We start from the raw sequence: 26,894 nt of genomic DNA, 5'->3' as shown, positions 1-26,894 counted from the left end.
GCAGTGTGCCAGCCAATGGATAAGTAGACTGACACACCGCATTCGCGAGCAAGCCCACTCCCACCTTTTGATTTGTGTTGTGTCAACTTCCGCAATTTTTAGATAGGTCTTGCGACTTTCTCATTTGCCGCCCTGCCCGACCCATGGCCTGATTCGCCCTTGTTCACTCAAGGCTTGCCCATGGAAACCGTTCACGCAAAACCCGCCACCGCCGTTTGGCTGATGATCAGCGTCGTGCTGATCGCCCTTAACCTGCGCCCTTCCATGGCTGCCGTGGGCCCGTTGTTGTCTTCGATCCGGGGCGATGTGCCGTTGAGTTTCAGCACGGCGGCGCTGCTGACCATGTTGCCGGTGATGGCCATGGGTTTAGCAATGTTCCTGGGCATGGGCCTGGCCAAGCGCTTTGGCGAGCACCGCAGCATTGTGCTGTCGCTGCTGGTGATTGGCGTGGCCACGTTGTCGCGGTTGTTCCTGGATTCGGCGTTGGAGCTGATCGTCAGCGCCATCGCGGCCGGTGTAGGCATTGCGCTGATCCAGGCGGTGATGCCGGCGCTGATCAAGTCGCGGTTCAGCGACAACGTTTCACTGTTTATGGGGCTGTACGTCACCGCCATCATGGGCGGTGCGGCGCTGGCGGCGTCGTTCGCGCCGTTCGTGCAGGTGCAGACTGGCAGTTGGCGTATCGGCCTGGCAGTGTGGGCGGTGCTCGCCGGGTTGGCGCTGGTGTTCTGGTACGCGCAGCGCGCGGCATTGCCGCCGTTGACGCAGGCCGGTTCCACTCAGCAAGAATCGTTTTTCGGCAACCGCCGCGCCTGGCTGCTGGCGATGTTCTTTGGCTTGGGGACGGCGTCCTACACCTGTGTACTCGCGTGGCTGGCGCCGTACTACGTGGAACTGGGCTGGAGCGAACAGAATGCCGGGTTGCTGCTGGGCTTTTTGACGGCGATGGAAGTGCTATCCGGCCTGGTCACGCCGGCCATCGCCAACCGTCGCAAGGATAAACGCACGGTGGTCGCGGTACTGCTGGTGTTGATCATCCTGGGCTTCTGCGGCCTGATCCTCAGCCCACAACACCTGAGCCTGCTGTGGCCCTGCCTGCTGGGCCTGGGCATCGGCGGCCTGTTCCCGATGAGCCTGATCCTGTCCCTCGACCACCTGGACAACCCGCGTCGCGCCGGTGGCCTTACCGCGTTTGTGCAAGGGATTGGCTACCTGATCGCCGGCCTGTCGCCATTGATCGCCGGCATGATCCGCGACCAATTGGGCAGTTTTGAATGGGCCTGGTGGTCGCTGACCGCAGTGGTCGTGGTGATGCTGCTGATGGTCACGCGCTTCAACCCTGAGCAGTACGCTCGGCATATCCGCTGAGGTCGTGTTGCAAACAGTATTTGTCTCACACGAAACATAGAAACGACCTACAGAGCCTTCTTATGGTACGACCGTTCCGTTAAGCTTTTGCGCTGTCTTGTACTGAGTTCGGTACAACGGGTTTACGGACGAAACCGATGTTAAACAGTAACTTGCTCAGAAAACTCGATATGCAGGACTTGATGGTGTTTATCGCCGTCTATGACCAGAGCAGCGTTACCGAGGTGTCTGAAACGCTGTTCGTCAGCCAGTCCACCGTGAGCTACAGCCTGAAAAAGCTGCGCACCAGCTTTGAAGACGAGCTGTTTATCAACACCCGGGCGGGCATGCGCCCGACCTACAAGGCCACCAGCATGTATGGCCATGTGCAGAAGATCCTCGAAAGCATCAACCTGTGCCACGCCGGTGGCCAGGCGTTCGACCCGACGCAAAAGGCCGTGACCTTCAATGTGTGCGCCCCGGAGTATTTCGAGCAATTGATCCTGCCGCGCCTGCTGAAGCACTTCGACCGTGCCGACCTGCCGGTGATCGTCAATGTACAAAAGCTGGAAACCGACATCCCCGCCGATGACCTGCGCGAAGGCCGCCTCGACCTGGTGATCTGCTTCGGCCCGCACTTTCACCGTGCCCACAAAGACTTCAAGACCCAGATGCTCTTGGAGGACGATTTGGTCTGTGTGTTCGACAAACGCTCGGCGCCACGGGAGCCAGCGTTCAGCCTGCAATCCTTTGTGGAGCGGCGCCATGTGTTCCCCACGCCATGGACCTCCGACACCAACATGATTGACGGCTGGCTCACCCGCCAGGCCCACAAGCGCCAGGTGATCGCCCGCGCCAACAGCTACGGGGCAGCGTTGAAGATGATCACCGGCACCGACTTTATCGTCACCTTGCCGCGCCGCGTGCAAAAGCTACTGGCACCCGCCACCGTGTTCGGGCATTGCGAAGCGCCCAATGGCTTGCCAGGCTTTACCCTGGATATGCAGTGGAATGAAAGCAGTGAACAGGACAGTGCCAATACGTGGTTTCGTGAGCAGGTGGTAAAAGTCTGCGCAGACCAAGGATTGTTGTAGTGAGCGGGTCAGCCGATGGCGACTTTGCTGTAAGTGTCGCGATCTATGTCCATTATCTCGACGCTCAGTTGCACCTGCACGCCTTCAGGCCAGTCGCCGATATCCTGCAGCACCGCCAGCAGGCTCTCTGACAACTGCTTTTTGATCTGGGCCGAACGCCCGCTGAGCAAGGCCAGGCGCACCGCGACAAAGCCACGTTCGCTCAGGCCGGTGCCGACGCGAAAGCTTTCGACCTTGAGGGCACGGCTCTTGATATCGAACTCGGCACCGAACTGACCGGAGGCCACCAGCGCATGGTTCAGGCGCAACAGGGCCTTGTCGGTGTCCAGTTGCGTCAGGTTGGCGGTGTATTCCAGATGCAGGTGGGGCATGGGTGTCTCCGAGGTTCACGTAGGAAGATTCGTAGATATATCACGGATAAAAGCCTCAGGCCTTGTTCCCCAACCCGCGATCACTCATAAACGCCTCCAGCCGCGAACGCACCCAGCGTTCGGCCGGGTCGGTGTCCACGTGGCTGAGCCAGACCATGGACAAATCCAGCGTGGGCGTCTCGAACGGGAACGGCTCGCAGAACAGGTTACCCGACACGGCCATGGCCTCGGCGGTGTAGTCCGGCAGGCTGGCGATCAGGTCAGTGCCGGCCAGCAGTGCCGGCAGCGCGCTGTACTGCGGCACCGACAACACCACTTGGCGCTTGCGGCCAATTTCTGCCAGCCACTCATCGGCAAACCCCGACACGTTGGCAGTGTGGGACACCAGCACATGGGGGCGCGAGCAGTACTCATCGAGGGTCAGCGGCGTGTCCGATGGGTCGGCGCGCAAAATTCGCGGATGGATATGGCGCAACAGCTTGCGCTTGGCATTGGCCGGCAGGCCACGGGTCTGGGTGATTCCCACGGTGATATCACCCGAGGCCAGCAAGTCGGGAATGCGCCAGTAATCCACATGCTGCACCACAAAGACGACCTGCGGCGCTTCCCGGCGCAGGGTGCGCAACAGCGGCGGCAACAGGCCGAACTCGACGTCATCGGACAAGCCGATGCGGAAGGTCATGGTGCTGATGGAGGGGTCGAAGTCGTGGGTCAGGCTCAGGGCCGATGACAGCGAGTCCAGGGCCGGCGACAGGTGCTGGATGATTTCCTCGGCGCGCGCGGTGGGCTCCATGCGGTGGCCGACGCGTATGAACAGCGGGTCATTGAACAAGGTGCGCAGGCGGTTGAGGGCTGAGCTGATGGTCGGCTGGCCCAGAAACAGCTTCTCCGCCACCCGCGTCACGTTGCGCTCCAGCATCAGTGCTTCGAAGACCACCATCAGGTTGATGTCGGCCTTGCGTAATTCATTGCGATTCATCGGCGCCTGCCCCTTCCCCAAGACAAGCCGCAGTGTAGAAAGGCCACGGGGCTGCGTCTATGTGCACACTGTTCATTGGGCGGCTTTGGGACTATAAATCAGCTCTTGAAGGTCGCAGGAACACCACCGTGCTGTTTATTCTCGCCTTGACCATTGTCGTGGCCGGGTTCTGTCTCTGGGTTGTCCAAGTCATCGCCAACCCCACCGCAAGGACATTGCTGCGCGTGTTTATCGGCCTGTGTCTGGCAGCGGTGATCGCGTTCCTGGTGCAGGCATGGGGGTTTCCCCTTTCGTTGCTGCTTTCATAACTCAATGCCCATTCAGTTTTTAGCAAGGACTGCTCAACCATGAAATTTGCCTACACCATCATCTACGTACCCGACGTGGCTGCCTCCCTGGCCTTCTTTGAGAAAGCCTTTGGTTTAAACCGCCGCTTCCTGCATGAATCAGGCACTTATGGCGAGCTGGAAACCGGGGACACCACGCTGTCGTTTGCCGCCCATGAATTGGGGGAGATGAATTTCAAGGGCGGGCATGTCGAGGCGCACACCTCTCGGCAGCCGCTGGGTATGGAAGTGGGGTTTGTGACCGAGGATGTGCTGGTCGCCCATGCCAAGGCCATTGCGCACGGCGCCACCGAGCTGGCGGCACCGAGTGCCAAGCCGTGGGGGCAGGTGGTGTCTTATGTGCGTTGCCCGGATGGCACGCTCGTCGAGTTGTGCACGCCGATTCAAGGCTGAACATTGAAACCAAGTAGGAGCTGGCTTTTGTGGGAGCTGGCTTGCCTGCGATGGCGGAGGGTCAGATACATATTNGAGTATCACCAATTGGGGGTGGACAGTTTTATCTTGTCGGGTTTTCCCCATTTGGAAGAGGCGATTCATGTGGGCGCGCAGGTGTTGCCCCTGTTGCGCAAGATCACAGGCACCCCGATACCGTTGTAGTGAGCGGGCTTGCCCTAATGCCAGTCAGTTAAGGGCAAACACCGTCAGTGTGGCGAGGGAGCTTGCTCCCGCTGGGTCGCGAAGCGACCCCAGCTCTTTGCTTAAAAAGCCTGGGACTGCTGCGCAGTCCAGCGGGAGCAAGCTCCCTCGCCGCAGGTACTGCGTTCGCCCTTAACTGACTGGTATTAGGGCAAGCCCGCTCCCACAGGTATGACCTTCACCGTCTGACGGATCAGTGTTTGAAAGGAAACTCCTGGTCCCGTTCGGAAAGCTCCTTCCCGTCATCTGGATGCTTCCAGGTCTGTGGCTTTTCTTCCTCACGTCGCCGGGGTTGCTCACCCTTTGGCGCTTCCCTTGGTTTCTGCTCGTCAGTCATGTCCATCTCCTGTTCTTAAGAATGGGTCGCAACTTCAAGCATAGAACAGCGCCGGCATTTTCAACGGCACCACCGATTGATAGTCAGCACGCATCAATCAATCCAAATTTGTCACTTATCATTTCTAAATGTGTCAGCCACTATTCTCGGTCTTAGGCGAAACAAGCACTTTAAAAAGAACGCTGGAGACACAAAACCATGACTAGCCCTACCCGGCCCGACTCTGCCCGCTCGAAAGTTGGTGCGGTATTCCGCGTTACTTCGGGCAACTTCCTCGAACAGTTCGACTTCTTTCTGTTCGGTTTCTACGCCACCTACATTGCTGCCGCGTTCTTCCCCGCCGCTAATGAGTTTGCGTCATTAATGATGACCTTCGCCGTGTTCGGCGCGGGCTTCCTGATGCGTCCGTTGGGCGCAATCATTTTGGGTGCCTACATCGATGACGTCGGTCGTCGCAAAGGCCTCATCGTGACCCTGTCGATCATGGCCAGCGGTACGCTGCTGATCGTGCTGGTGCCGGGTTATCACACCATCGGCCTATGGGCGCCTGCGCTGGTGCTGCTGGGCCGCCTGCTGCAAGGCTTCTCGGCCGGCGCGGAGTTGGGCGGTGTGTCGGTGTACCTGTCGGAAATGGCCACCCCTGGCCGCAAAGGCTTCTACACCAGTTGGCAGTCGGGCAGCCAACAGATCTCCATCGTGGTCGCCGCCGCACTGGGCTACGGCCTGAACGTGTGGATGGAACCTGCCGTGGTGGCCGATTGGGGCTGGCGCATTCCGTTCGCCATCGGCTGCGTAATCATCCCGTTCATCTTTATCTTGCGGCGCAACCTGCAGGAAACCGAAGAGTTCGCCAACCGCAAGCATCGCCCGACCATGCGCGAAGTGCTGGCTACCCTGGTAAAGAACTGGACCGTGGTCATCGGCGGCATGCTGATGGTGGCCATGACCACCACCGCGTTCTACCTGATCACCGTGTACGCACCGACCTTCGGCAAGACCGTGCTGCAACTGAGCACCTCCGATGCGCTGCTGGTGACCTTGCTGGTGGCGGTGTCGAACTTTGTCTGGCTGCCTATCGGCGGCACGTTGAGTGACCGTTTTGGCCGCAAGCCGGTATTGATCGCCATGACCGTGCTGACGGTGCTGACTGCCTACCCAGCCCTGTCCTACGTGGTGAACGCACCGAGCTTTGCCCATATGCTGGAAACCCTGCTGTGGTTCTCCTTCCTCTATGGCATGTACAACGGCGCGATGATCCCGGCCCTTACCGAGATCATGCCGGTGGAAGTGCGCGTGGCGGGCTTCTCCCTGGCCTACAGCCTGGCGACCGCGATCTTCGGCGGCTTCACCCCGGCGATCTCCACCTGGTTCATCCACATCACCGGAGACAAGGCCTCGCCGGCCTACTGGATGATGTTCGCGGCAGCCTGCGCCCTGTGCTCGACCCTGGCGCTGTATCGCCACGCGAACGCGCGTGGCCAGGTGATCCAGGGGGCCGCATGATGCGCCCGCTGCTCAACACCCTGACGGCCCTGGCCCTCGGCGCATTGGCGCTGACGGCCCAGGCCGAAGAACTCAAGGTGATGACCTCCGGCGGCTTCACTGCCGCCTATAAATTGCTGGGCCCGCAGTACGCCCAGCACAGCGGCGATACGCTCGACACTATCCTCGGCCCGTCCATGGGTAAGGCGCCGGAAGCGATTCCCAACCGCCTGGCCCGTGGCGAACACGCCGACGTGGTGATCATGGTCGGCTATGCCCTGGACGATTTGATCAAACAAGGCAAAGTCGACAAGGCATCCCGTGTGGAACTGGCAGACTCGCGCATCGGCCTGGTGGTCAAGCAAGGCGCGCCCAAGCCCGCCATCAGCACCGATGCCGAACTCAAGGCAGTGCTGAGCCAGGCCAAGTCCGTGGCGTATTCGGACAGCGCCAGCGGTGTGTATGTCGAGAAAGAGCTGTTCAAGAAACTCGGCATGCCGGCCAAAGGCACCATGATCGAACGTATCCCGGTGGCCGAACAGGTCGCCAAGGGTGACTACGAGGTGGGCTTGCAGCAGGTCGCGGAACTGTTGCCGGTGCCGGGGGTGACGTACGTCGGCAAGATCCCGGAAGACGTGCAATCGGTGACACGCTTTGCGGCGGGTATTCCGGTCAATGCCCAACACCCGGAACAGGCCAAGGCCCTGTTGCAGTACCTGGCCTCGCCCGAGGCGCAACCGGTGGTGCAATCCACCGGCCTGGACTCGGTGTCACGCTGACCGGAACGGCATCTCGCGCACCAACCGCTCCAACTCCAGCGCCGCTGGCGGCAATGTCCGCCCGCGGCGTTTTATCAGGCCCACATTGCGCATTACCTGGGGCTCCACCAGCGGCACGCTGACCAGGATCGGGTGTTCAATCGCCGGCATCGCAATCGACGGCACCATCGCCACCCCCAACCCCGCCTCCACCAGCCCGATCATCGTGGTGACATGGTGGGTCTCGCAGATACTCGGTTTTTTCACCCGAACGCCGCGCAGGGCCTGGTCCAGCAGGAAGCGGTTGCCCGAGGTCTTGTCCACGGTGATGTAGTCATGCTCATAGGCTTCGGCCCAGGGCACGCTGTCGCGCCCGGCCAGCGGGTGGTCACGGCGGCAGGCCAGCACATAGCGCTCCTGCAACAACAGCTCGAACTCGACTTCATCGGCCAGGCTACCGCTGAAGCTCACGCCGAAATCCGCCTCGCCACTTTCCACTGCGTTGCACACTTCACCGGCACTGGCATCCAGCACCCGCAGGCGAATCTTCGGGTACAGCTTGTGGAATTCGGAGATCACGTGGGGCATGAAGTAGTACGCCGTGGACGGCACGCAGGCGATGGTGACGTTGCCCATGCGCGTGGAGGCCACATTACTGATGCCCATCAAGGCAATGTCCAGGTCATCCAATATTCTTTCCACTTGTGGGAGAAAAGCGCGCCCCACCATGGTCAGACTCACACGCCGGGTCGTGCGCTCGAACAGCTTCACGTCCAGGGCCGATTCGAGCTTTTCGATACGCCGGCTCAGCGCCGGCTGGGAGATACGAATCGCCTCGGCGGCACCGCGAAAGCTGCCTTTGTCCACGACGGCGCGGAAGGCTTGGAGGTCGTTGAGGTCGAAGTTGATGATCACGGAGGGTCACTGGCTGATCGAGGGAGTATAACTATAGTAACCGAGCCCCACTGCCATCGCGCAGCGCGCCCGTGTGCATTAGCTGCCGGGCCCACCCGAAACAATTTAAAACAGTTCGAATTAGTATAAATTGCGCTGCATCTCACAGGTATTCAAGGAGCTTCATCCCATGGCAACACTTCACGCGAACACCGTTACGGCGCTACAAGCCAGCAAGTCTGATTTGTCGACAGCCTGGGTAAAAAGCCTTGAAACCTCCGGAGCCACCCGCAACCTGAAAGAAGATGACATCAAACAGCAGGCCAATGAGTTTCTCAGCCTGCTGACCGATGCGCTGCAACAAGGCGGCTCGCAAAACATCAACCAGGAAAACTGGGCGCAGACTCGGGTGTTCCTCGAGAAGCTCTCCCACAGCCGCGCACTGCTCGGGCATGACTCCCAGCAAACCGCCAGTTTCATCTTTGCGCTTAAAGGCCCGCTGTTCACCCTGTTGCAACGCGAATACGCCGAGCAACCGGCGCAACTGGCCGAACAGATTTGGGAGATTTCCGAACTGTTGGACGCACTGGGCATGCACACCATCCGTACCTTCCAAAAATCACGCGAGTCGGTGATCAAGCGTCAGCAGGAAGAACTGCTGGAGCTGTCCACGCCGGTGGTCAAGTTGTGGGATGGCGTGCTGGCACTGCCGATGATCGGCACCCTGGACTCCCAACGCACCCAAGTGGTCATGGAGTCGCTGCTGCAACGTATCGTCGACACCGGCGCGGAAATTGCCATTATCGACATCACCGGCGTGCCGACCGTCGACACCCTGGTGGCCCAGCACCTGCTCAAAACCGTGACGGCCATCCGCCTGATGGGCGCCGACTGCATCATCAGCGGTGTGCGCCCGCAAATTGCCCAGACCATCGTCCACCTGGGCCTCGACCTGCAAGGCGTGATCACAAAGGCCAACCTGGCGGACGCCCTGGCGCTGTCCCTCAAGCGCCTGGGCGTCACCGTTACCAAGGCCGTTTGAGTATGGAGCGCATCCCTATTTTGCAAATGGGCGACTTCTTGCTCGTGACCATTCAAGTGGACATGCACGACCAACTCGCACTGACTCTGCAGGACGACTTGTCGGAGCGCATCAGCCGCACTTCGGCGCGCGGTGTGCTGATCGATATCTCGGCGCTGGACATGGTCGACTCGTTCATCGGCCGCATGATCGGCACGATCTCCGGCCTGTCGCGCATCATGGACGCCCAGACCGTTTTGGTAGGCATGCAGCCAGCTGTCGCCATCACGCTGGTGGAACTGGGCATGACCTTGCCGGGTGTAGCCACTGCGCTGAATGTTGAGCGCGGCATGAAACTGTTGCGCGACCGGGTAGAACACTCATGACCCAAGCCAGCAACGGCACCCATCCCGTGCTGATAGAACAGGACGTTGTGCTGGCTCGACAATTGGTACGCAAACTGGCCCAGGACTGCGGCATGCGCCTGATCGACCTGACCAAGCTGGTCACGGCGGTCAGCGAGTTGGCGCGTAACACTGTGGTGTATGGCGGTGGCGGGTATATGGACTGGGCGGTGATCGAGAAAGACCACCGCACCGGCGTGCGCCTGACCTTTCGCGACGAGGGCCCGGGGATTCCCGACCTCAAGCTGGCCATGACCGACGGCTGGACCTCCGGCAGCGGCCTGGGCCTGGGCCTCACCGGGGCCAAGCGCCTGGTGGAAGAATTTGAACTGGACACCGCACCAGGCAAAGGCACCCGCGTGACGATCACCCGATGGGCCTGAACATTCCCAGTGCCCTGACGCACGTCTTGTTGATTGAAGAGGTAAGCCAGATCGGCCACACCCGGCGCGTGGCGCAGAAGCTCGCCGAACAGCTGGGCTTTGACGAAACCGATGCCGGCCGCGTGGCCCTGGTGGCCACGGAACTGGCCAGCAATATCCTCAAGCATGCCGACCACGGCGCGCTGCACCTGCGCGCCACTGGCAACGGTGGTGTGGAGCTGCTGGCGGTCGACCGTGGCCAGGGGTTTGAGTTGAACAACTGCCTGGTGGACGGTTTTTCCACGGGTGGCACCCAAGGCATTGGCCTGGGCGCCATCTCACGCCAGGCCCAGGTTTTCGATGTGCACGCCGACTCGCGAGGCACGGCGATCCTGGCCCGGCTATGGCCACGTAACACGCCAGTGAAAGATATCCGCTACGGCGTCAGCCAGCATTCCCTGCACAACGACCCGCACTGCGGCGATGCCTGGCACCTGGCAATCGAACCGGGGCGCTTCAGCGTACTGGTCGCCGACGGCCTGGGCCATGGCGAGCAGGCAGAGCAAGCCGCCAAGGCTGGGGAGCAGGTGTTCGCACAGGCAGCCTTCGTGGATGCGACGGTGTTGATGAACGACATGCATACCGCCATGGGCGGCACCCGTGGCGGCGCCATGGCCGTGGCCCAGTACGATGCCGTGGCCGATAACCTGCGCTTTACCGGTGTCGGCAACATCGGCGCCAGCCTGATCGGCCCAGACAAGTCGCGCGGGTTGGCGTCCCACCCTGGCATCGTCGGCGTGCAGTTTCGCAAGGCACACCCCTTCGACTACGCTCAGGTGGCAGGCCAGTTGCTGATTCTGTACAGCGACGGCCTGCAATCACGCTGGAATCTTTCGGATTACCCCGGGCTCGCCCACCGTCACCCGGCCCTGATCGCCGCCATCCTGCACCGTGATTTTTGCCGTGGCCGGGATGACGTTACCGTCTTCGTGATTGCCTTGGAGGCCATTGATGGCTGACACCACCGCCTCGCTCACCGCGCAAATCGAGCGTCTTCGCCAAGAAGCAGACGCCCTGCGCACGGAATTGGACGAGACCAACCAGGGCGTGCTGGCGCTGTATGCCGAGCTGGACACCCAGGCCGACCAACTGCGCCAGGCGTCGGACCTCAAGAGCCGTTTTCTGTCGTACATGAGCCATGAGTTTCGCACCCCGCTGGGGTCGATCCTGAGCATCACCAGCCTGCTGGCCGATGAGCTGGACGGCCCGTTGAGCCCGGAACAGCACACCCAGGTGGGCTTCATCCGCAGTTCCGCACGGGAGTTGCGCGAGATGGTCGACGACCTGCTCGACCTGGCCAAGATCGAAGCCGGGCGCATCACCATCTCCCCGGCGTGGTTCGACATGTTCGACCTGTTTTCGGCCTTGCGCGGGATGTTCCGACCGATAGCCGATGCGTCGTCTGTAGACCTGATCTTCGAAGAACCGGCCGGCCTGCCCAAGCTCTATACCGATGACAAGAAGCTGGCGCAGATCCTGCGCAACTTTATCTCCAACGCCCTCAAGTTCACCCAGCACGGCGAAGTGCGGGTGTCGGCGTGCATGGAAAATGAACACGAGATCCGCTTTGCGGTGCAGGACACGGGCCTGGGTATACCCGTAGAGCTGCATAACAACCTGTTCGAGGACTTTTCCCAAATCGACTCACCGCTGCAAAAACGCCTGCGCGGTACCGGCCTTGGGCTGTCGTTGTGCAAGCGCTTTGGCGAACTGCTCGGTGGTCGGGTGGGGGTGGAAAGTACGCCGGGCGTGGGCTCGCTGTTTTTTGTGATCATTCCTTTTTCCCTTGCCTGCGAGAACGTCGATGAAACGTGAGATTCAACTGCTGATCGTCGACGACAACGCGGCCACGCGCTACGCCCTGCGGCGGCGCCTTGAACGTCATCATTACCAGGTGCTTGAGGCCGGCACGGGCCAGGAAGGCCTGGACCTGATCGCCTCGGAACCCATCGACGCTCTGATCCTGGACGTGAACCTGCCGGACATGAGCGGCTTCGATATCGTGCGCCGCCTGCGCACCGACCCGGCCACCGCCTTGTTGCCCGTGGTGCACGTTTCGGCCGCCTCCATCGAGACCGGCGACATCATTACCGGCCTGGACGCCGGTGCCGACGCCTACCTGATTCACCCTATCGATCCCGAGGTGTTGCTGGCGACCTTGCGTACCCTGCTGCGGGTACGGGATACCGAATATGCGCTGCGTGAAAGCGAGGCCCGTTTTCGCGAGATCTTCTTCAATATCAGCGCGCCGATCGCGGTGATGGACGCGCACCTGAAGGTCCACGAATGCAACCACGCCTTCGCCCAACTGATTCACGACAACCTCAACCCCGACGCCCTGCTCGAATGCTTCGCAGCCGATCAGTACTCGGTGATCCAGGAACTGTGCCTGCGCCTATCGGCCGGTGAGCGCTGGAAAGGCACGTTGCAGATGAAGGTCGACGGGCAGGTGCGTGAAACCGAATGGCAGATTTCGCCCTACCGCCGTGCCGACCTGAGCTTGGTGTTTGTCGAGGACGTGACCGAACATCGCCATCGCGAACGCCACCAGCAGGCCGAACTGGCCAACGCGGCCAGCCAGTTGGCGCGCACCGAAGCGCAACTGCTCCAGGCTCAGAAGATGGACGCCCTGGGCAAGCTCACCGGCGGTATCGCCCATGACTTCAACAACTTGCTGACCGGCATCATCACCAGCCTGGAACTGATCAAAAGGCGCATCGAAAGCCAGCGCACCGATAAAGTCCTGGGTTACGCCGACGCAGCCCTGAGTTCTGCCCTGAGCGCCGCTGGCCTGACCAACCGGCTGCTTGCCTTCGCCCGCCAGCAGCCGTTGGACACGCGCCCCATCGATATCAACGCGCATATCCGTTCCCTGGAGGAATTGCTGGTGCGCACCATTGGCGAAAACATTGCGCTGAAGCTGGAGCTGACCACCAACCCGGCCGTGGCCATGGTGGACCCGATCCAACTGGAAAGCGCGGTATTGAACCTGGTAATCAACGCCAGGGATGCCCTGCCACAAGGCGGCAACATCTGGGTCACCACTTACCCGGCGTATTCCAACGGCAACCTCAAGCTCGAAAATGGCCCCTACATCGCCCTGTCGGTCCGGGACAACGGCGTGGGCATCGAGCACAGCGTGATCGACAAAGTCTTCGATCCGTTCTTCACCACCAAGCCCATCGGCCAGGGTACGGGCCTGGGGCTGTCGACCATCTACGGTTTTGCCCGCCAGTCCGGTGGCGACGCACAGATCCGCAGCGTGACCCGCCAAGGCACCGAAGTGACCATCATGCTGCCCGCAGCGGATGGCCCCGCCAACCCGACCATCAAGACATTGACGCCGCAGGGAGTGACCCATGGCGAGCACATCCTGGTGGTCGAAGACATGCCGTCCGTACGCGGCTTTGTTGCCGAAGTGTTGATCGACGCGGGCTACCACTGCAGCCTGGCAGCGGACGGTGACGAAGCGATTGCGTACCTGAAAGCCGACCCGACGATCAACCTGCTGCTCACCGATGTCGGCCTGCCCTACATGACCGGCCGGGAACTGGCGGATGTCGCCCGTGAACTGCGCAGCGACCTGCCGATCCTGTTCATGACCGGGTACGCCGAAAATGCGGCAAACCGGCAAGACTTTCTCGGTGAACGCATGGACCTGATCACCAAGCCTTTTCATATCAATGAATTGCTCGAGAAGATTCGCCAGGGTCTGCAATCACAGCCTTAGGCTCTGGCGTCACGTAATGCCAAGGCCGCCGCACCACACACGATCAACGCGATACACGACAGGTAGAACGCATCGCTGTAGGCCATCAAGTACGCCTCACGACGTACGGTATGGATCAGCCCCTCCAGCACCTGCTGTTGGGCAGGTAACAGTTGGTTGAAGATAAACGCTTCGCTGTCGGCCATGCTGGCCTGCACGCGTTCCTGCAAGGATGGGGAAAACAACGTGATCGACTCCCCCACCCGCTCAGAGTGAAAGCGCTCGCGCATGGCGACGACCTGCGTCAACCCGGCGGTACCCACCGCCCCGCCCAGGTTGCGCAACATCGAGAACAAGGCGGAAGCGGAGCCGGCTTCATCTTTTGCCAGGCCGGACACCGCCAGCACCGACAGCGCCACCATGATCAGTGGCTGGCCGATGCCACGCACCACCGTGGAAGGAATGATCACGTTGGCGGCACTATCGACATCCAGGTGCGCACCGAGGTAACAGCCCAGGGCCATGATAAAAAAACCGCTGGCGACCATCAGTTTCGGGTTGAGCCACTTCATCAGGCGTGGCATGAACGGCGCCAGCACCAATTGCACCATGCCGTAGGCGATCAGGCTGATACCAATTTCCCGGGCGTTGTAGCCCTGCATCTGGGAGAGGTAATTGGGCACCAGGAATACCAGGCCGAAGGTCGCTCCACCAAAAATGAACATTGCCGCGCTGGCCACCCCGAAGTTGTAGCGTTTGAGCAGACGCAGGTTGATGAAGGAGCGGCTGCCATACAATTGCGAAAGCACGAAGTACAGCAGGGCGATGCCGGCGATCAGGGACATCCACACGATAAAATCGGAGCCAAACCAGTCCTTGCGCCCGCCCTCCTCCAACACGATCTGCAAGCCGCCCAGGCCGACGATCATCGCCAGGATCCCGCCCCAGTCGCCGCGCTTGAGCAGGCCCAACTGCATGGGTTTGGCATCGATGGACCATGCCACCGCCAGCAGCAACAGCACACCCGGGACGAGTTGCAGGTAGAAAATCCAGCGCCAGGAATAAGCATCCGTCAGCCAGCCACCAATGGACGGTCCGGCGGCCTGGGCAACACTGTTGGACAAGGCAAACAAGGCCATCCCCATGGCAATCTTGCTGGGCGGCAGCTCGGTGATGATCAGTTGGAATGACAAGGGGATCAGCACCGCGCCAGCGGCGCCCTGGATCACCCGAATGATGATCATCACTTCCAGGTTGGGTGCCCAGGAGCAGGCAATAGACGCCACCAGAAACACAAACGACCCCACCAGCATCACGCGGCGCAGGGAGAACACCTGAACCAGCCAGGCAGTCAGCGGAATCATCACGATTTCCGCGACCAGGTACGCGGTGGAGATCCACGAGCCCTCCTCGAATGTCGCCCCCAGGGAGCCTTCGATTTCCGGCAGCGCGGCGCTGGTCACGTGCACGTTCATGCCGGCCATGAAACAGCCGAACAATCCGCCGATCACCGCCACCCAGGCGCGAAAGGCGACGGCCTTTTCAGCGACTTCAGTCATGTGCCGCACCCTGCTTGGCTGGCCGCGTATCAACGGTGGTGATCACCGACATGCCCGGCAGGATAGGCCCGCCTTTGTCATGCTCATCGATCACGATTTTCACCGGAAAGCGCTGCACGATCTTGGTGAAGTTGCCGGTGGCGTTATCCGATGGCAACAGTGCGAACACGGCCCCGGAACCTGGCGAGAAACTCACCACATGGCCCTTGAGCTTGCGCCCCGAGTAGCTGTCGATGCTGATAGCTACGGCCTGGCCGGCGCGCATGTCGCGCAATTGGGTTTCCTTGAAATTGGCCACCACATAGGCTTGCTGCAAGGGCACGACCGCCAGCAGCGGCAAACCGGGGGCGATGTATTGGCGAGTGCGCACCTTGCGCTGCCCCACGACTCCGTCGATGGGCGAGCGGATCAGGGTGTCTTGCAGCGCATGGGTCGCCAGGTCCAACTGCGCCTCGGCCTGGCTGCGCCGGGCAATCTGTTGCTGAACGGACGCTTGGGCCAATTGGCGCCGACTGAGGGCAACGGTCAACCGGGCTTCCTGTTGACGTTGCATGGCCTTGGCAATGTCTACCGCGGCATTGGCCTGGGAGTAGCTGGCGGCCGCGGTTTCCAGGCGCTGGGCACTGGCGGCGTGTTCGCGCACCAAGCCGTCGTAGCGGCGTTGGTCGAGGCTTGCGCGGTGCAGCTCGGCAGCCACACTGCGGGTATGGGCCTGGGCCTGGGCAACGCCGGCCTTTTGCTCGGCGATCAGGCTGTCGGTGACGTGCAGGTTGGCCTGTTGCGCCGCCACCGAGGCCTGGGTTTCAGCCAGCTGCGCACGGGCCTGCGCCAAGCGGGTCTGGTAGTCACGCGCCTCGATGCGCACCAGCACATCCCCCGCTTTGACGGGTTGATCGTCCTCCACCAGCACCTGGGCCACATACCCGGAGACCTTCGCACTGATGGGAACCCAATCAGCACGCACATAGGCATCATCGGTCTGTTGCAGATAACGCCCCACGGTCATCCAGTACACCCCGAACGCCACCGCTGCGATCAACAGCCCAACGCCTCCCAGCAGGATCAGGTTGCGTTTGCGCCGGTGCTTGCGCGCCTGAATGAGGTGCTCATCCTGAACAACGTTTTTTTCATCGACAGCGATATTCATGGCTGGGTACCGGAAAGATTGACGGAAGCTGCGCTGCGGGCAACGGTCTGGGTAGCGGCAGCGGAAGGTTGCCAACCGCCACCCAGCGCGCGAAACAGGCTGATCTGGCGCTGCAACAGCTGGCCATCGGCATCGGCACGTATGGCCTGCAAGCGAATCAGTTCACGCTCGCTGTCGAGCACGTCGAGAAAGTCGATAGCGCCGGCGCTGTAATTGAACTGGGCCAGCCGGTAGGCCTGACGGCTGCTCTCCAGGGCCTGGCTCAAGGCGGCGTGGCGCTGACGCTCGCCGTCGTACAACGCAAGGGCTTGGCGTACTTCCTTGAGCGCCTTGAGCACAAGGGCCTCGAATGTCGCCACCTCCATCTGCTCCAACGCCTTGGCCTGGTTGACCCGCGCGCGATTGGCACGCCAGTTGGGGAATTGCCAGGAAATCAGCGGGCCGATGCCAAACATCACCGCGCTACTGTCTGCCAACTCATGGGGTTTGTTGGCGGATGAGGACACTGAAGCGCCAAAGGTCACCTTCGGATACAGGTCGGCCTGGACGATATCCACTTGGAGCGTGGCCGCCTGCAACGCTCGCTCGGCCTGGCGAATATCGGGCCGACGCGTGAGTAATTGCCAGCCGTCGCCCACCGGCAGTTCGGCATTGAGTTGCGGTACCGCCTCACAGGAGGCCGCGCCAGCGCCTTGTTCCAGGTCGGCCACGCCGGTGAGCATCGCCAGTTCGTACAGGGCCGCTTGCCGGCGTGCTTGCAACATCGGCAGCAGCGCCAGGGTTTCGCCCTGCAACGCCTGCATGCGGGTGTATTCCAGATCGGTGACCACACCGGCCTGACGCTGGCGGTCGATCAACGCCAAGCTGTGCCCCACGACCTCCAGCGAATGGCGTTGGACCTTGACCCGCGCGCCCAGGGCGCAGGTATTGACGTAGGCGCGAGTGGTCTGCGTCACCACCGTGATGCGCAACACGTCTTCGGCGTCCTGGGCGGCAGCCGCCTGAACCTGGGCCCGCTCGATGCTGCGCTGAACCTGCCCCCAGACGTCCACTTGATACGCCAGTTCAACGCCTGGGTTGAACGCCCACTGTGACGGTGCGTGGCTATCGGTAGCCTTGGCCAGGGTCTGATCATCGGCCGTCTTGCCGTACTCGGCGCCCAATGAGGCCTGGGTCGACGGCCACCGCTCGGCATCGGCCTGCATGATCCCGGCCAGCATCGATTGCACATGGGCCTGGGCCGCCGCCAGGTCGCGGTTGTGCAGCAATGCCTGCTGCACCAGCGCGTCGAGTTGCGGATCGTTATACAACTGCCACCAATGGTCGGGTAACGCTTGGGCCGAAACACCCTGCGGCAGACGACTCAGGACATTGATGGGCTGCGCGTGTGGCTGTGCGGGTGTATGAGCAACCCAAGAGGAACAACCTGCCAGCAAGCCGACCGCCACACCCAGCAGCGAAAGACGACCCTGTCGTGTACAGAAATAAGGCGAACCCATCGAAAAAACCCAGAATGCCAAGTAGAGGCGCAGGTTAAGAGAGCACTGGGCTGCGTATCTCCCGTGTTCCAGACAACCATCGTTTCGATTTGGACAACGTGCCAGTAGATCGCCTTATCGCAGGCGGCCACGGGGCGGGGAGTATCAGACCAGGCGGAAGTTGCTCGGCGTGTAGCCCATTGTGCGCTTGAACATTGCAGTGAACGCGCTTGGGCTCTGGTAACCATGCTCCAATGCCACTTCCAGGATCGAGACACCGCTGGCCAGCCGTTGCAGGCTGAGCAGCAGCCGAGTGCGCTTGCGCCACTCGCCGTAAGTCATGCCCAGTTCTTTCTGGAACAGCCGCGCCAAGGTGCGCGAACTCATGTTGAGTTGCACCGCCCAGCTCTCCAGTTTCGACTCCTGCGAAGGGTTGTCGATAAAGTCGGCACACAGCGACTTGAGCCTTGGCTCATCAGGGATCGGCACATGCGCCAGCACCCTCTGCGCCCTGTCGAGCTCCGAGAAGATCAGGTCGACAATCTGCGCATGGCGCAACAAGGCCGGTGCAGTGTCAGGTTCATCGGCTGCGGCGATGATCAACTCGCGCAGCAACGGCGAAACCTTGAGAACGTGGCATTCCTCTGCCAACGCCCGGTGCGCGCCCGGTGAGATCAACAAGGTGCGCATGCGCACCTCGCCGGTCATGCGGATCTGGTGCTCCACCCCCGAAGGGACCCAAAGCGCATGCGCCGAAGGCACCACCCAAGTGGTCCCGACGACCGACACCAGCATCACACCGTTAATGGCATAGACCAGTTGACCCTCTTCATGCCGATGCGCGGCTACGATGTCGCCATGACCATAGTTACCTGCAAGGGCCGCCAATGGGGTATGTGCGTTCATCTCGGGAATTCTCCATTTTCCGGCAGTGACGAAGGTTGATGGCCGACGTCGCCGTTCCACCCGCGTTTAGTGGATCAAACACTAAACGAAACAGGCAAAAGCTACTTGCTATCTTTATTAGAAAAAACCTGAAAGATAATACCTATAACCACAATCTGTTGTTTTTTTGGTGATTTATTTCAAGCAGCACGGGTTAACTGCAATCAAATAAAAATTTTAGTGTTGCACTGGACCTGTGGGAGCTGGCTTGCCTGCGATAGCTGTGCGTTAGGCGCTGAAGGGGTTTGGGCGGAGTACATATCCGTTGTTTCGGTGATGGCTGATATGGGTTTCGCCCTTACGGCGAGTCACTTTTGGAAAAGAGCCCCAAAAGTAACCAAAAGGGCTCTTGCCCCACCACTCGGCACCTCGCCTAGGCTCGGTGTGCCCTCACTCCGGCTTGAATCCGTGGGCCGCCGCCACGCGCCATCCATGGCGCGGGGCGGCTAACCCGGCGTCCTGCCGGGTTACCCACGGATTCAAGCCTGCGTTCGGCCAGCGTGGTTAACGGGGCGCCTGAGATCAAGATCCAAAGCCAAATCAAGAGCCAGAGCCAGAGCCAGAGCCAGAGCCAGAGCCAGAGCCAGAGCTTTGGGGTTGGTCAGGTTTGATCGTTGTGTCGATACCTATGCACCCATGGGTGAAGTTCAGCGTCAGCCTTGGTAGGGTGGTCGCCCCTGCGACTTTCCTCCGACTGACTGCTGGCACTGATCAATGACCCTACCTCGCAAAACCCACCCGGCGCTGCGCTTCTGTGCGTACACCCTTGGCCTGCTGTGCGTCGCCACCCTGGGCTTCTTTGCCTGGCAAAGCTTCTATCCTGTCAGTGCCGCCAGCGGCTGGCGCGTTCAGGTGGTGCACCACGATGTGCCCAAGGCCGCTTCGTTGATGCCATTGCCCGACGGCTCGCTGATGGTCAGCCAGGAACTCGACAAAGGTAAGGGCAGCATCGTGCGCATCCACCCCGACGGGTCGCGTGAGGTGGTGGTGGCCAACCTGTCAAAACCCGACGGCATCGTCCCCACCCACGGCGGGTGGGTGTTCAGCCAGGAGTCTGCCGACTTGCCCGTAAGCTTCTACAAGGACGGGGTGGTCACCGAACTGTTCCAAGGTGACAGCGTGCAAGGCTTGTGGGTTGAGGGCGACGACCTCTACGCCATCGAAGACCGTAAGCCGGCTGGGCGCCTACTGCGTTATCGCTGGAGCGACCAATCCCTGACCGTGCTGCGCGACCAGGTGCAGGAAGGCGAAGCCATTGTGCGCTGCACCGACGGGCGCCTGCTCTACAACGAGAAGCAAAAGGGCGTGGTGCGCGAGCTGACCGCCGACGGCAGCGACCCTGTGGTGCTGAGCAACCTGAACCAGCCGACATTCCTGATGTGCGATGAGCGCGGCTTGTGGATCAATGAAGACGCCACGCACCGCGCGCGGTTGTTGCTGATTGATAAGCAGGGGCGCCAACAGACGGTTCTTTCATTCTTGAAGGCGCCCCAGTCGATTGTGCCGACGGGGCGGGGAACGTATCTGTTGGCTGAGGGCGGGCGGGACCGGGTGTTGGAACTGACGCCCGAGTAACTACAGCTGGAACCGCGCCACGGCTTCGTTGAGCGCAACGGCCAACCGCGCCAGTTCATGGCTTGAACCATTGATCTGCCCAGCGCCCGAAGACGACTGCGCAGACAAGTCGCGGATATTGACGATATTGCGGTCCACCTCTTTGGCCACCTGGGCCTGTTCCTCGGCGGCGCTGGCGATCACCAGGTTGCGCTGGTGGATCTGGTCGATGGACTCAGTGATCTGGCTCAAGGCGCCCCCAGCCCCCTCGGCCAGGGTCAAGGTGTCGGTGGCGCGCTGGGTGCTCGATTGCATCGACACCAGCGCCTCGTTGGAACCGGTGCGCATGGCGGTGACCATCTGATCGATCTCCAGGGTCGATTGCTGGGTACGATGGGCCAACGCACGCACCTCATCGGCCACCACCGCGAAGCCGCGGCCCGACTCGCCCGCACGCGCCGCCTCGATAGCGGCGTTGAGGGCCAGCAGGTTGGTTTGCTCGGCGATGGATCGAATCACATCCAGCACCTTGCCGATATCCCGCGACTGCTCGGCCAGGTTTTGCACCAGGGTCGAGGTTTCGCCGATGTTGCTGCTCAGGGCCTGGATCGCGCTGACGGTTTCACCCACACGATGCTGGCCTTCGCGCGCGGTCTCGTTGGAGAGGCGAGTGGATTCGGAGGTCGACACCGCATTGCGTGCAACCTCGTCGGCAGCGGACGTCATCTCGTTGACCGCCGTGGCGGCCTGTTCAATTTCGGCGGTCTGTTTTTGCAGGCTGCGGCTGCTCTGGTCGGTAATGCTATTGAGGTCGGTGGCGGACGCCGCCATTTGTGCGGCGGACTGGCGGATCAGTTGCAAGGTATTGCGCAGACTGCCTTGCATGGACTGCAGCGCCACCAACAGGCGGGTCACTTCATCGTTACCCGTGACTTCGACGTTCTGGGTCAAATCCCCTTTAGCAACGTTCTCCGCCGCGCGCATCGCCTGCCCCAACGGCCCGACGATGCTGCGGGTGAGCAACAAGGCCAGGGCCACTGTACTCAAGCCTGCCAGGATCACAAAGCCAAACACCATGGTGCGCGAACGGCTGTACTGCGACTCGGCCGCCTGGCCCTGCTGGTTGATCTGGGCGTTGTAATAGTCGGCCAGGGCATTGAGTTGGGCACCGGAGCCATCGACCACGGTTTTCATGTCCACCAACAAGAGCTTGTTCAGCTCGGCACTCTGCTGCTTGTCGGCCAGCACAAACGACTGGGCCAGCCCCTGCTGGTACTGGCGCAGCGACACCTGGAACTGGTCGTATAGCGTGCGCACTTCGGGGGTGTCGATCACGGCATTGAGGTCGGCCAGCCGCTTTGTCAGGTCCTGGCTGCGGGTGTCCATCTGGCTACGGTATTGCGCGATGCCCGCCGGGTTCGGGTCCAGCGCCATGCGCAGTGAGATCGTACGAATGCGCAGCATGATTTCGCGGATATCCGACACCATCCGCATCTTCGGCACCAACCCGCTTTCAACCTGCACGGCATTGGCGCGGATGCTGGCCATGTTCGAGAGCGCAAAAAAACCCAGCAGGGCCACCAGCAAAGCAATCAGGGCAAAACCCAGACCCGCACGGCGGGCGATGGACAGGCTGCGAAGGGACATTTTCGGGGGGCTCTCTTATTGGGATACGACATCGTATGAGAGCATTTCGGCCGCACGGGTACGGACTTTAGGGAGGAGCCCACCGGGAAACGAGATCGCCGCGGACGAAGGGAATAACAGTCACAGCAGCCTCTGCTTGCACAAGTCCCACTACGGGACTAGGATCTCCCAATGAGAATTATCGCGATCAGCCAACTTAAGACGTTTTGGCAGAAGTACCCGGACTCAGAACAATCCCTGCTGGCCTGGATAGACGAGGCAAAAAACGCCGCATGGTCAGCACCGACTGACATCAAAGACCAATTTCGCAGCGCGAGCATCCTCAAGAGCCGAAGAGTCGTATTCAACATCAAAGGTAACGACTACCGGCTGGTGGTCGCGGTGGCTTACCGCTACGGCGCCCTCTACATCAAGTTCATCGGCATGCATAAGCAGTACGACGCTATTGACGCTGATACCGTTGAAACGGAGTAACCCATGAAAATCCGACCTATCCACACCGAACAGGACTACAGGGACGCACTCAAGTCTGTTTCCCCGCTATTTGACAATGAGCCCGAACCCGGCACGCCCGAAGGTGATTATTTTGATGTGATGATCACCCTGATCGAGGCCTATGAAGCAAAGCACTTCCCCGTAGACCTCCCTAGTCCGATCGATGCCATTCGTTTCAGGATGGAACAATCCGGGCTATCGGCAGCTGATCTAGTGCCTGCGATTGGTCGTCAAAATCGGGTTTATGAAGTGTTGAATGGAAAACGAGCGCTGACATTGCCGATGATCTGGAAGCTGCACGAAATGTTTGGAATTCCCGCCGAAAGCCTGATCAAGCCAGTAAAACATGCCTAACGGAAGATGCAGGCTGATCATCTACAACCGTACGTAAAGGCCTGCAGAGTATTGGGCTCGGCAGGCTTTTTTGTCTCTTGAATCTCGCAGGGTAATGACACAAGCGACCTACTGGCAGGTCCCACCCTTATGATGCGACCCCGTCCCCCCAACCGGATGCGTGCCCTTCGGACACCCCATCGCATACAGCGGGCTAACGGCCAATACCACCAGCAAACCCAGCAACGACAGCTTCTTCATACCATCCTCCGTGACCATCACGACGCGTGATAGCATAAAGATATCACGCAAGCCTGGCATCGCATCGATTGCACTGATGATTACTATCGAAACGAGCGCCTGCGCGATTACCCACCCCGGTTCCTATAATCGCTCCCCAATCCTTTCCCCTCGCCTGGCCTCAGGCGACATTCACCTTGGAACCCTCACCATGCCAAGTGCCACACAGGCCCCGCACGGCCGCCCCGAGCATAATCAACAAAGCGTCAAACAGCAGTGGCTGGCCATCCTCTCGGTCGCCGTGGGTGCCTTCGCCCTGGTGACCAGTGAGTTTCTGCCGGTGGGCGTACTCAACGACGTCGCCAGTGACCTTGGCATCAGTGCCGGCCATGCCGGCCTGATGGTGACTCTACCTGGCATCATGGCCGCCCTCGCCGCGCCTTTGCTGTCGGTTTTCATTGGCACCATGGACCGTCGCTACCTGCTGATCGGCCTGACGCTGATCATGATCATCGCCAACTCGGTCGTGGCTTATGCCAGCGACTTCAACCTGTTGCTGTTCGGCCGCGTACTGCTGGGCATCAGCATCGGCGGGTTCTGGGCAACGGCCATCGCCCTCAGCGGCCGCCTCGCCCCCAAAGGCGTGGGTGTAGCGAAGGCCACCTCGATCATCATGATGGGCGTGACCCTGGCCACCGTACTCGGCGTGCCCGTAGGCACTTGGCTGAGTGGCCTGATGGGGTGGCGCATGACGTTCCTGGTCACCGCATTGGTCGGCGTGCCGGTGTTGCTTGCGCAAGTATTCCTGCTGCCTCGTCTCAACCCGGAAAAGGCCATTCTCGTAAGAGACCTGCCTGCGTTATTTATCAACCCCCAAGCGCGGGTCGGGTTGATCGCCGTCTTGCTGATTGGCCTGGCGCACTTTGCGGCCTATACCTATGTGGCGCCGTTCTTCAAAAACAGCTCCGGCTTCGATGGCCCGACCATTGGCTCGCTGTTGCTGCTCTACGGCGTGGCGGGAGTGATGGGTAACGTGTTCGCCGGCTTCGCCGCCAACCGCAGCGTGCGTCACACCCTGTTGCTGGTAGCGCTGATGATCGGCACCAGCACCGCGCTGTTCCCCCACTTCGCCACCGGCATGACCGGCGCCTCGATGTTGATCGCACTCTGGGGCTTCGCCTTCGGCGCCTTCCCGGCCTGCGCCAGTATCTGGATGTTTGTGGTGGCGCCCAAGGATGTGGAACGTGGCATGCCACTGTTCGTCGCCCTGTTCCAGGTGATCATTGCACTGGGCTCGTTCTTCGGCGGCCGCATCGTCGACCAGATGGGCAGCGCGGTGCTGCTGAGCCTGGCCACGGCGTTGGTGGGGGCCGGGTTTGTGACGGTGTTGGTGTTGGGGCGTAAGGTGAGTAATAGCTTGGTGGCTCAGGCTGCCTGATCGAAACAGGCTCCGCTAAAAAGCCTGCTGGGCATTGTGTTCAGCAGGCTTTTTTTCGGCTCGGTAATGAGCGCACACACACTGAAGCTTGTGCACCCAAGCGCCTGAACTAGCCTCGAAAGAGTCGCCAAGGTGGCGACGGGCTGATAAGGAGCGTTTATGCCAAGCAGGTATCGTGATGCGGTTACTGGGGAATACGTGACAGAAGCTGAGGCAAGGAAGAGGCCGAGGGAGACGGTGAAGGAAACAGATAAAAAGCGCCCGCTAAAGTCTCAATTACCGTTCGAACCGGCCTTGATGATTGAAGACGATGAAGGCTTACAGGCTACCGTTCAGGAGCGCTTGGCAGCGCCTCAACGGATTAGGACTTCTATCGATGACCTGTAGCCGTGATCGTGATGAGCGAGGAGACAGCGTCCGCCAGTTGTCCAAAGGAAGCAGGTGGAAATACTGATAAACAAAAAAGCCCCGTAGCTTATTCAGCTACGGGGCTTTTTCTATGTAATGGCGCAGAGCTAGGGATTCGAACGCTTTGAAGCGACCCAGGAGGCCGCTTCAAGCTTTCTATCTCAATGGTTTTGGATTTTAACGTGGAGTGGGGACACCTAAAAGACTTTGGGTTTTCGAGTACCGCCCCGGTAGATGATTCTTAGCGCAGAAATCAATGCTCAAGGGCTTGTGGCGTAGATGACTGGAGCGTATTGAACCAGCCATGCGAGGGTATTGGCCAAAGCGGTAGGGTCTTTAATGGATGGCATTATAGACAGTCCTCCGACGCATCAAGACTCGTTAAAAACCAGTTACAACTCATCGGATGCCCGCTGACGGATCCGGGATTAGCATTGCCCAAAACTAAGCCAATGGCGTACATTAGCGATGATTTTCATTGAAACTTCAGGCTTCACCCGTCGCGTCAAAGAACTGCTCGACGACGATACCTATATGGCGTTTCAGAATGTGCTGATCGTGAATCCATCAGCCGGTAATGTAATTGAAGGCACAGGCGGAGTGCGCAAGATTCGGGTTGCGGCCAAGGGCCACGGCAAACGAGGTGGAGCGCGGGTGATTTACTACCACTTCGTCTCGGCATCAAAGATCGTTTTTTTGATGATCTACCCCAAAAACGAACAGCAGGACCTTACCGCTGACGAGCGTAAATCGTTGAAGGTTGCAATCGAACACTGGAGATAACCATGAGCAAATTTTTTGATGAACTGATGGAAAGCGTTGAGGAAATGAACGAGATCCTGCGCGGTGAACGTGAGCCTTCCCGCGAGTTTCACGTTGACGCAATGCGGGTCAAAGAAATTCGTAAGGCGACCGGGCTGACCCAAGCTAAATTCGCAGCGTTGATTGATGTTCAACTGGGTACGCTGCGTAACTGGGAGCAAGGTCGCCGAGACCCAACCGGGCCAGCTAAGGCGTTGCTGAAGGCGATCCACAATGACCCGGTGCATGTGTTGAACGCATTGGCTGGTTGAGTGCGCAGAGCGCACAACCTTGCAACGTTCTACGCCGCAGCGGAAAACCAGCAAAGCGAAAAACGGGCATGCTTTTTATTGCCTGGTTGGTGCGGCCTCGATACAAGGTTGAAGTATTTACTCCAGACAGATGATCAGGGCAACACGTCGCTCCGCACGCCGTGACAGTTCCACCATGACCTGCTCATGCATCCGTTGCACCCAATTGCGATAAGTTCTATCTCTCAGCTTCGAGCCCAGCAGCCGTATCTGCTCAGCAACAGACAACTCCCGCTCCGGCAAGTAACGCAAGCTCACCAACTTGGCTAACCGCCGGTCCTGCTCGTCTTGATGCTGCGACCAGGCCACTGCCGCCGCAACCTACGGCGTAGTGTGATCGGGACCAGCTAGCTCCAACGAGCAAACCCCTCTCGCTCGGCGTGCCATGAGGCACAAGCCCACCAAAGCGCATCAGCGTACCCAGCGGACTTCCAAGACTGCGTTCCGCATTGCAGCGAAGTGAAAGCCAGAATCGTTTTTCAGAACGTGGCGTCGACCGGCTACGTAAAAGAAACCCCAGTCACTTATCTTTGCCCTAAACCAAACGTCAGAAACGAAAAAGCCCCGTAGCTTATTCAGCTACGGGGCTTTTCCTATGTAATGGCGGAGAGATAGGGATTCGAACCCTAGGTACCGGTGAAGGTACAACGGATTTCGAATCCGTCCCATTCGGCCACTCTGGCATCTCTCCAACGGCGCGCATCATAACAGCGTGACTCAGGAAAGCAAAGCTCGGT

The 26,894-nt window shown here is 60.2% G+C and carries 27 protein-coding genes, 1 tRNA gene and 2 pseudogenes; 19 read left to right on the top strand and 11 right to left on the bottom strand.

Annotated elements, in window-relative coordinates:
* Positions 1-180: 180 nt before the first annotated feature.
* Together ACLD1Y_RS19580 and ACLD1Y_RS19575 are read left to right on the top strand one after the other, a co-directional pair.
* A complete protein-coding gene (locus ACLD1Y_RS19580) occupies positions 181-1,368 on the top strand; it encodes a cyanate transporter (RefSeq protein WP_429479473.1) in 1,188 nt (395 codons plus the stop codon).
* Between the two features lie 137 nt (positions 1,369-1,505).
* Positions 1,506-2,441, top strand: a complete 936-nt coding sequence (locus tag ACLD1Y_RS19575) for a LysR substrate-binding domain-containing protein (protein WP_429479472.1) — start codon at positions 1,506-1,508, stop codon at positions 2,439-2,441.
* A gap of 8 nt (positions 2,442-2,449) precedes the next feature.
* On the opposite strand, the gene ACLD1Y_RS19570 is transcribed toward ACLD1Y_RS19575, so the two are convergent.
* Together ACLD1Y_RS19570 and ACLD1Y_RS19565 are read right to left on the bottom strand one after the other, a co-directional pair.
* Positions 2,450-2,812, bottom strand: a complete 363-nt coding sequence (locus ACLD1Y_RS19570) for a 5-carboxymethyl-2-hydroxymuconate Delta-isomerase (RefSeq protein WP_429479471.1) — start codon at positions 2,810-2,812, stop codon at positions 2,450-2,452.
* A 55-nt stretch (positions 2,813-2,867) separates the two neighbouring features.
* Positions 2,868-3,791, bottom strand: a complete 924-nt coding sequence (locus tag ACLD1Y_RS19565; protein WP_429479470.1) for a LysR family transcriptional regulator — start codon at positions 3,789-3,791, stop codon at positions 2,868-2,870.
* 128 nt (positions 3,792-3,919) lie between these two features.
* On the opposite strand from ACLD1Y_RS19565, the gene ACLD1Y_RS19560 reads away from it, so the two are divergent.
* The 3 genes and pseudogenes from ACLD1Y_RS19560 to ACLD1Y_RS19550 all read left to right on the top strand — a co-directional run.
* Positions 3,920-4,099 carry a hypothetical protein gene (locus ACLD1Y_RS19560; protein WP_429479469.1) on the top strand — a complete coding sequence of 60 codons (180 nt, stop codon included), beginning with the start codon at positions 3,920-3,922 and terminating at the stop codon, positions 4,097-4,099.
* Between the two features lie 39 nt (positions 4,100-4,138).
* Entirely contained in the window at positions 4,139-4,531 is a 393-nt protein-coding gene (locus tag ACLD1Y_RS19555) for a VOC family protein (RefSeq protein WP_429479468.1), read from the top strand.
* A 69-nt stretch (positions 4,532-4,600) separates the two neighbouring features.
* Positions 4,601-4,735, top strand: a pseudogene (locus ACLD1Y_RS19550) (alkanesulfonate monooxygenase); the annotation flags it as partial.
* Between the two features lie 232 nt (positions 4,736-4,967).
* Here ACLD1Y_RS19550 and ACLD1Y_RS19545 read toward each other — a convergent pair.
* A complete protein-coding gene (locus ACLD1Y_RS19545; RefSeq protein ID WP_429479467.1) occupies positions 4,968-5,111 on the bottom strand; it encodes a hypothetical protein in 144 nt (47 codons plus the stop codon).
* Between the two features lie 198 nt (positions 5,112-5,309).
* Here ACLD1Y_RS19545 and ACLD1Y_RS19540 point away from each other — a divergent pair, with 198 nt between their 5' ends.
* Entirely contained in the window at positions 5,310-6,614 is a 1,305-nt protein-coding gene (locus ACLD1Y_RS19540; RefSeq protein ID WP_429479466.1) for an MFS transporter, read from the top strand.
* Entirely contained in the window at positions 6,614-7,372 is a 759-nt protein-coding gene (locus tag ACLD1Y_RS19535; RefSeq protein WP_429479477.1) for a substrate-binding domain-containing protein, read from the top strand. The genes ACLD1Y_RS19540 and ACLD1Y_RS19535 overlap by 1 nt, the downstream gene beginning before the upstream one ends.
* Here the strand turns inward: ACLD1Y_RS19535 and ACLD1Y_RS19530 are convergent.
* Positions 7,364-8,266 (bottom strand): LysR family transcriptional regulator, encoded by a 903-nt coding sequence (locus ACLD1Y_RS19530; RefSeq protein ID WP_429479465.1) that lies wholly within the window; start codon positions 8,264-8,266, stop codon positions 7,364-7,366. The two genes, ACLD1Y_RS19535 and ACLD1Y_RS19530, sit on opposite strands and share 9 nt — an antisense overlap.
* Positions 8,267-8,435: 169 nt before the next feature.
* Between ACLD1Y_RS19530 and ACLD1Y_RS19525 the strand changes: the two genes are divergently transcribed.
* From ACLD1Y_RS19525 to ACLD1Y_RS19500, 6 genes are read left to right on the top strand one after another with little or no spacing between them, the layout of a single operon-like run.
* Positions 8,436-9,287, top strand: coding sequence for an STAS domain-containing protein (locus ACLD1Y_RS19525; RefSeq protein WP_429479464.1), 852 nt, complete (start codon positions 8,436-8,438; stop codon positions 9,285-9,287).
* A 2-nt stretch (positions 9,288-9,289) separates the two neighbouring features.
* On the top strand, positions 9,290-9,652 hold the full coding sequence (locus ACLD1Y_RS19520; protein ID WP_426134271.1) for an STAS domain-containing protein: 363 nt from the start codon (positions 9,290-9,292) through the stop codon (positions 9,650-9,652).
* A complete protein-coding gene (locus tag ACLD1Y_RS19515) occupies positions 9,649-10,053 on the top strand; it encodes an ATP-binding protein (RefSeq protein WP_429479463.1) in 405 nt (134 codons plus the stop codon). Before ACLD1Y_RS19520 ends, ACLD1Y_RS19515 begins: the two co-directional genes overlap by 4 nt.
* Positions 10,044-11,051, top strand: coding sequence for an ATP-binding protein (locus tag ACLD1Y_RS19510; RefSeq protein WP_429479462.1), 1,008 nt, complete (start codon positions 10,044-10,046; stop codon positions 11,049-11,051). The genes ACLD1Y_RS19515 and ACLD1Y_RS19510 overlap by 10 nt, the downstream gene beginning before the upstream one ends.
* On the top strand, positions 11,044-11,907 hold the full coding sequence (locus ACLD1Y_RS19505; protein ID WP_429479461.1) for a sensor histidine kinase: 864 nt from the start codon (positions 11,044-11,046) through the stop codon (positions 11,905-11,907). The genes ACLD1Y_RS19510 and ACLD1Y_RS19505 overlap by 8 nt, the downstream gene beginning before the upstream one ends.
* Positions 11,897-13,822 carry a response regulator gene (locus tag ACLD1Y_RS19500; RefSeq protein ID WP_429479460.1) on the top strand — a complete coding sequence of 642 codons (1,926 nt, stop codon included), beginning with the start codon at positions 11,897-11,899 and terminating at the stop codon, positions 13,820-13,822. The genes ACLD1Y_RS19505 and ACLD1Y_RS19500 overlap by 11 nt, the downstream gene beginning before the upstream one ends.
* Here ACLD1Y_RS19500 and ACLD1Y_RS19495 read toward each other — a convergent pair.
* From ACLD1Y_RS19495 to ACLD1Y_RS19480, 4 genes are all read right to left on the bottom strand, one after another.
* Complete coding sequence (locus ACLD1Y_RS19495) at positions 13,819-15,360, bottom strand: MDR family MFS transporter (protein WP_429479459.1); 1,542 nt, start codon at positions 15,358-15,360, stop codon at positions 13,819-13,821. The genes ACLD1Y_RS19500 and ACLD1Y_RS19495 overlap by 4 nt on opposite strands.
* Positions 15,353-16,507, bottom strand: coding sequence for an HlyD family efflux transporter periplasmic adaptor subunit (locus ACLD1Y_RS19490; protein WP_429479458.1), 1,155 nt, complete (start codon positions 16,505-16,507; stop codon positions 15,353-15,355). Before ACLD1Y_RS19490 ends, ACLD1Y_RS19495 begins: the two co-directional genes overlap by 8 nt.
* Complete coding sequence (locus ACLD1Y_RS19485; protein ID WP_429479456.1) at positions 16,504-18,006, bottom strand: efflux transporter outer membrane subunit; 1,503 nt, start codon at positions 18,004-18,006, stop codon at positions 16,504-16,506. Before ACLD1Y_RS19485 ends, ACLD1Y_RS19490 begins: the two co-directional genes overlap by 4 nt.
* Before the next feature lie 144 nt (positions 18,007-18,150).
* Entirely contained in the window at positions 18,151-18,891 is a 741-nt protein-coding gene (locus tag ACLD1Y_RS19480) for an AraC family transcriptional regulator (protein WP_429479455.1), read from the bottom strand.
* 753 nt (positions 18,892-19,644) lie between these two features.
* On the opposite strand from ACLD1Y_RS19480, the gene ACLD1Y_RS19475 reads away from it, so the two are divergent.
* Positions 19,645-20,505, top strand: a complete 861-nt coding sequence (locus ACLD1Y_RS19475; protein ID WP_429479454.1) for a hypothetical protein — start codon at positions 19,645-19,647, stop codon at positions 20,503-20,505.
* On the opposite strand, the gene ACLD1Y_RS19470 is transcribed toward ACLD1Y_RS19475, so the two are convergent.
* Together ACLD1Y_RS19470 and ACLD1Y_RS19465 are read right to left on the bottom strand one after the other, a co-directional pair.
* Complete coding sequence (locus ACLD1Y_RS19470; protein WP_429479476.1) at positions 20,506-21,315, bottom strand: methyl-accepting chemotaxis protein; 810 nt, start codon at positions 21,313-21,315, stop codon at positions 20,506-20,508.
* A gap of 48 nt (positions 21,316-21,363) precedes the next feature.
* Positions 21,364-22,131, bottom strand: a pseudogene (locus ACLD1Y_RS19465) (MCP four helix bundle domain-containing protein); the annotation flags it as partial.
* 171 nt (positions 22,132-22,302) lie between these two features.
* Here ACLD1Y_RS19465 and ACLD1Y_RS19460 point away from each other — a divergent pair.
* The 5 genes from ACLD1Y_RS19460 (at position 22,303) to nadS (ending at position 26,118) form a co-directional block, all read left to right on the top strand.
* Positions 22,303-22,605 (top strand): type II toxin-antitoxin system HigB family toxin, encoded by a 303-nt coding sequence (locus ACLD1Y_RS19460; RefSeq protein WP_429479453.1) that lies wholly within the window; start codon positions 22,303-22,305, stop codon positions 22,603-22,605.
* Between the two features lie 3 nt (positions 22,606-22,608).
* Positions 22,609-22,980, top strand: coding sequence for a helix-turn-helix domain-containing protein (locus ACLD1Y_RS19455; RefSeq protein ID WP_429479452.1), 372 nt, complete (start codon positions 22,609-22,611; stop codon positions 22,978-22,980).
* A gap of 430 nt (positions 22,981-23,410) precedes the next feature.
* Positions 23,411-24,637, top strand: coding sequence for an MFS transporter (locus tag ACLD1Y_RS19450; protein ID WP_429479451.1), 1,227 nt, complete (start codon positions 23,411-23,413; stop codon positions 24,635-24,637).
* 876 nt (positions 24,638-25,513) lie between these two features.
* The gene (locus ACLD1Y_RS19445) at positions 25,514-25,828 is read left to right on the top strand and encodes a type II toxin-antitoxin system RelE/ParE family toxin (protein ID WP_429479450.1); all 315 of its coding nucleotides are present in this window, start codon (positions 25,514-25,516) and stop codon (positions 25,826-25,828) included.
* A gap of 2 nt (positions 25,829-25,830) precedes the next feature.
* Positions 25,831-26,118, top strand: a complete 288-nt coding sequence (gene nadS / locus ACLD1Y_RS19440) for a NadS family protein (protein ID WP_016975178.1) — start codon at positions 25,831-25,833, stop codon at positions 26,116-26,118.
* 640 nt (positions 26,119-26,758) lie between these two features.
* Here nadS and ACLD1Y_RS19435 read toward each other — a convergent pair.
* A tRNA-Ser gene (locus ACLD1Y_RS19435) sits at positions 26,759-26,848 on the bottom strand.
* Between the last annotated feature and the right edge of the window lie 46 nt (positions 26,849-26,894).

It is taken from the genome of Pseudomonas sp. 18175, assembly GCF_050432925.1.
GTDB lineage: Bacteria > Pseudomonadota > Gammaproteobacteria > Pseudomonadales > Pseudomonadaceae > Aquipseudomonas.
This window is presented reverse-complemented; position numbering and strand designations above follow the sequence as displayed.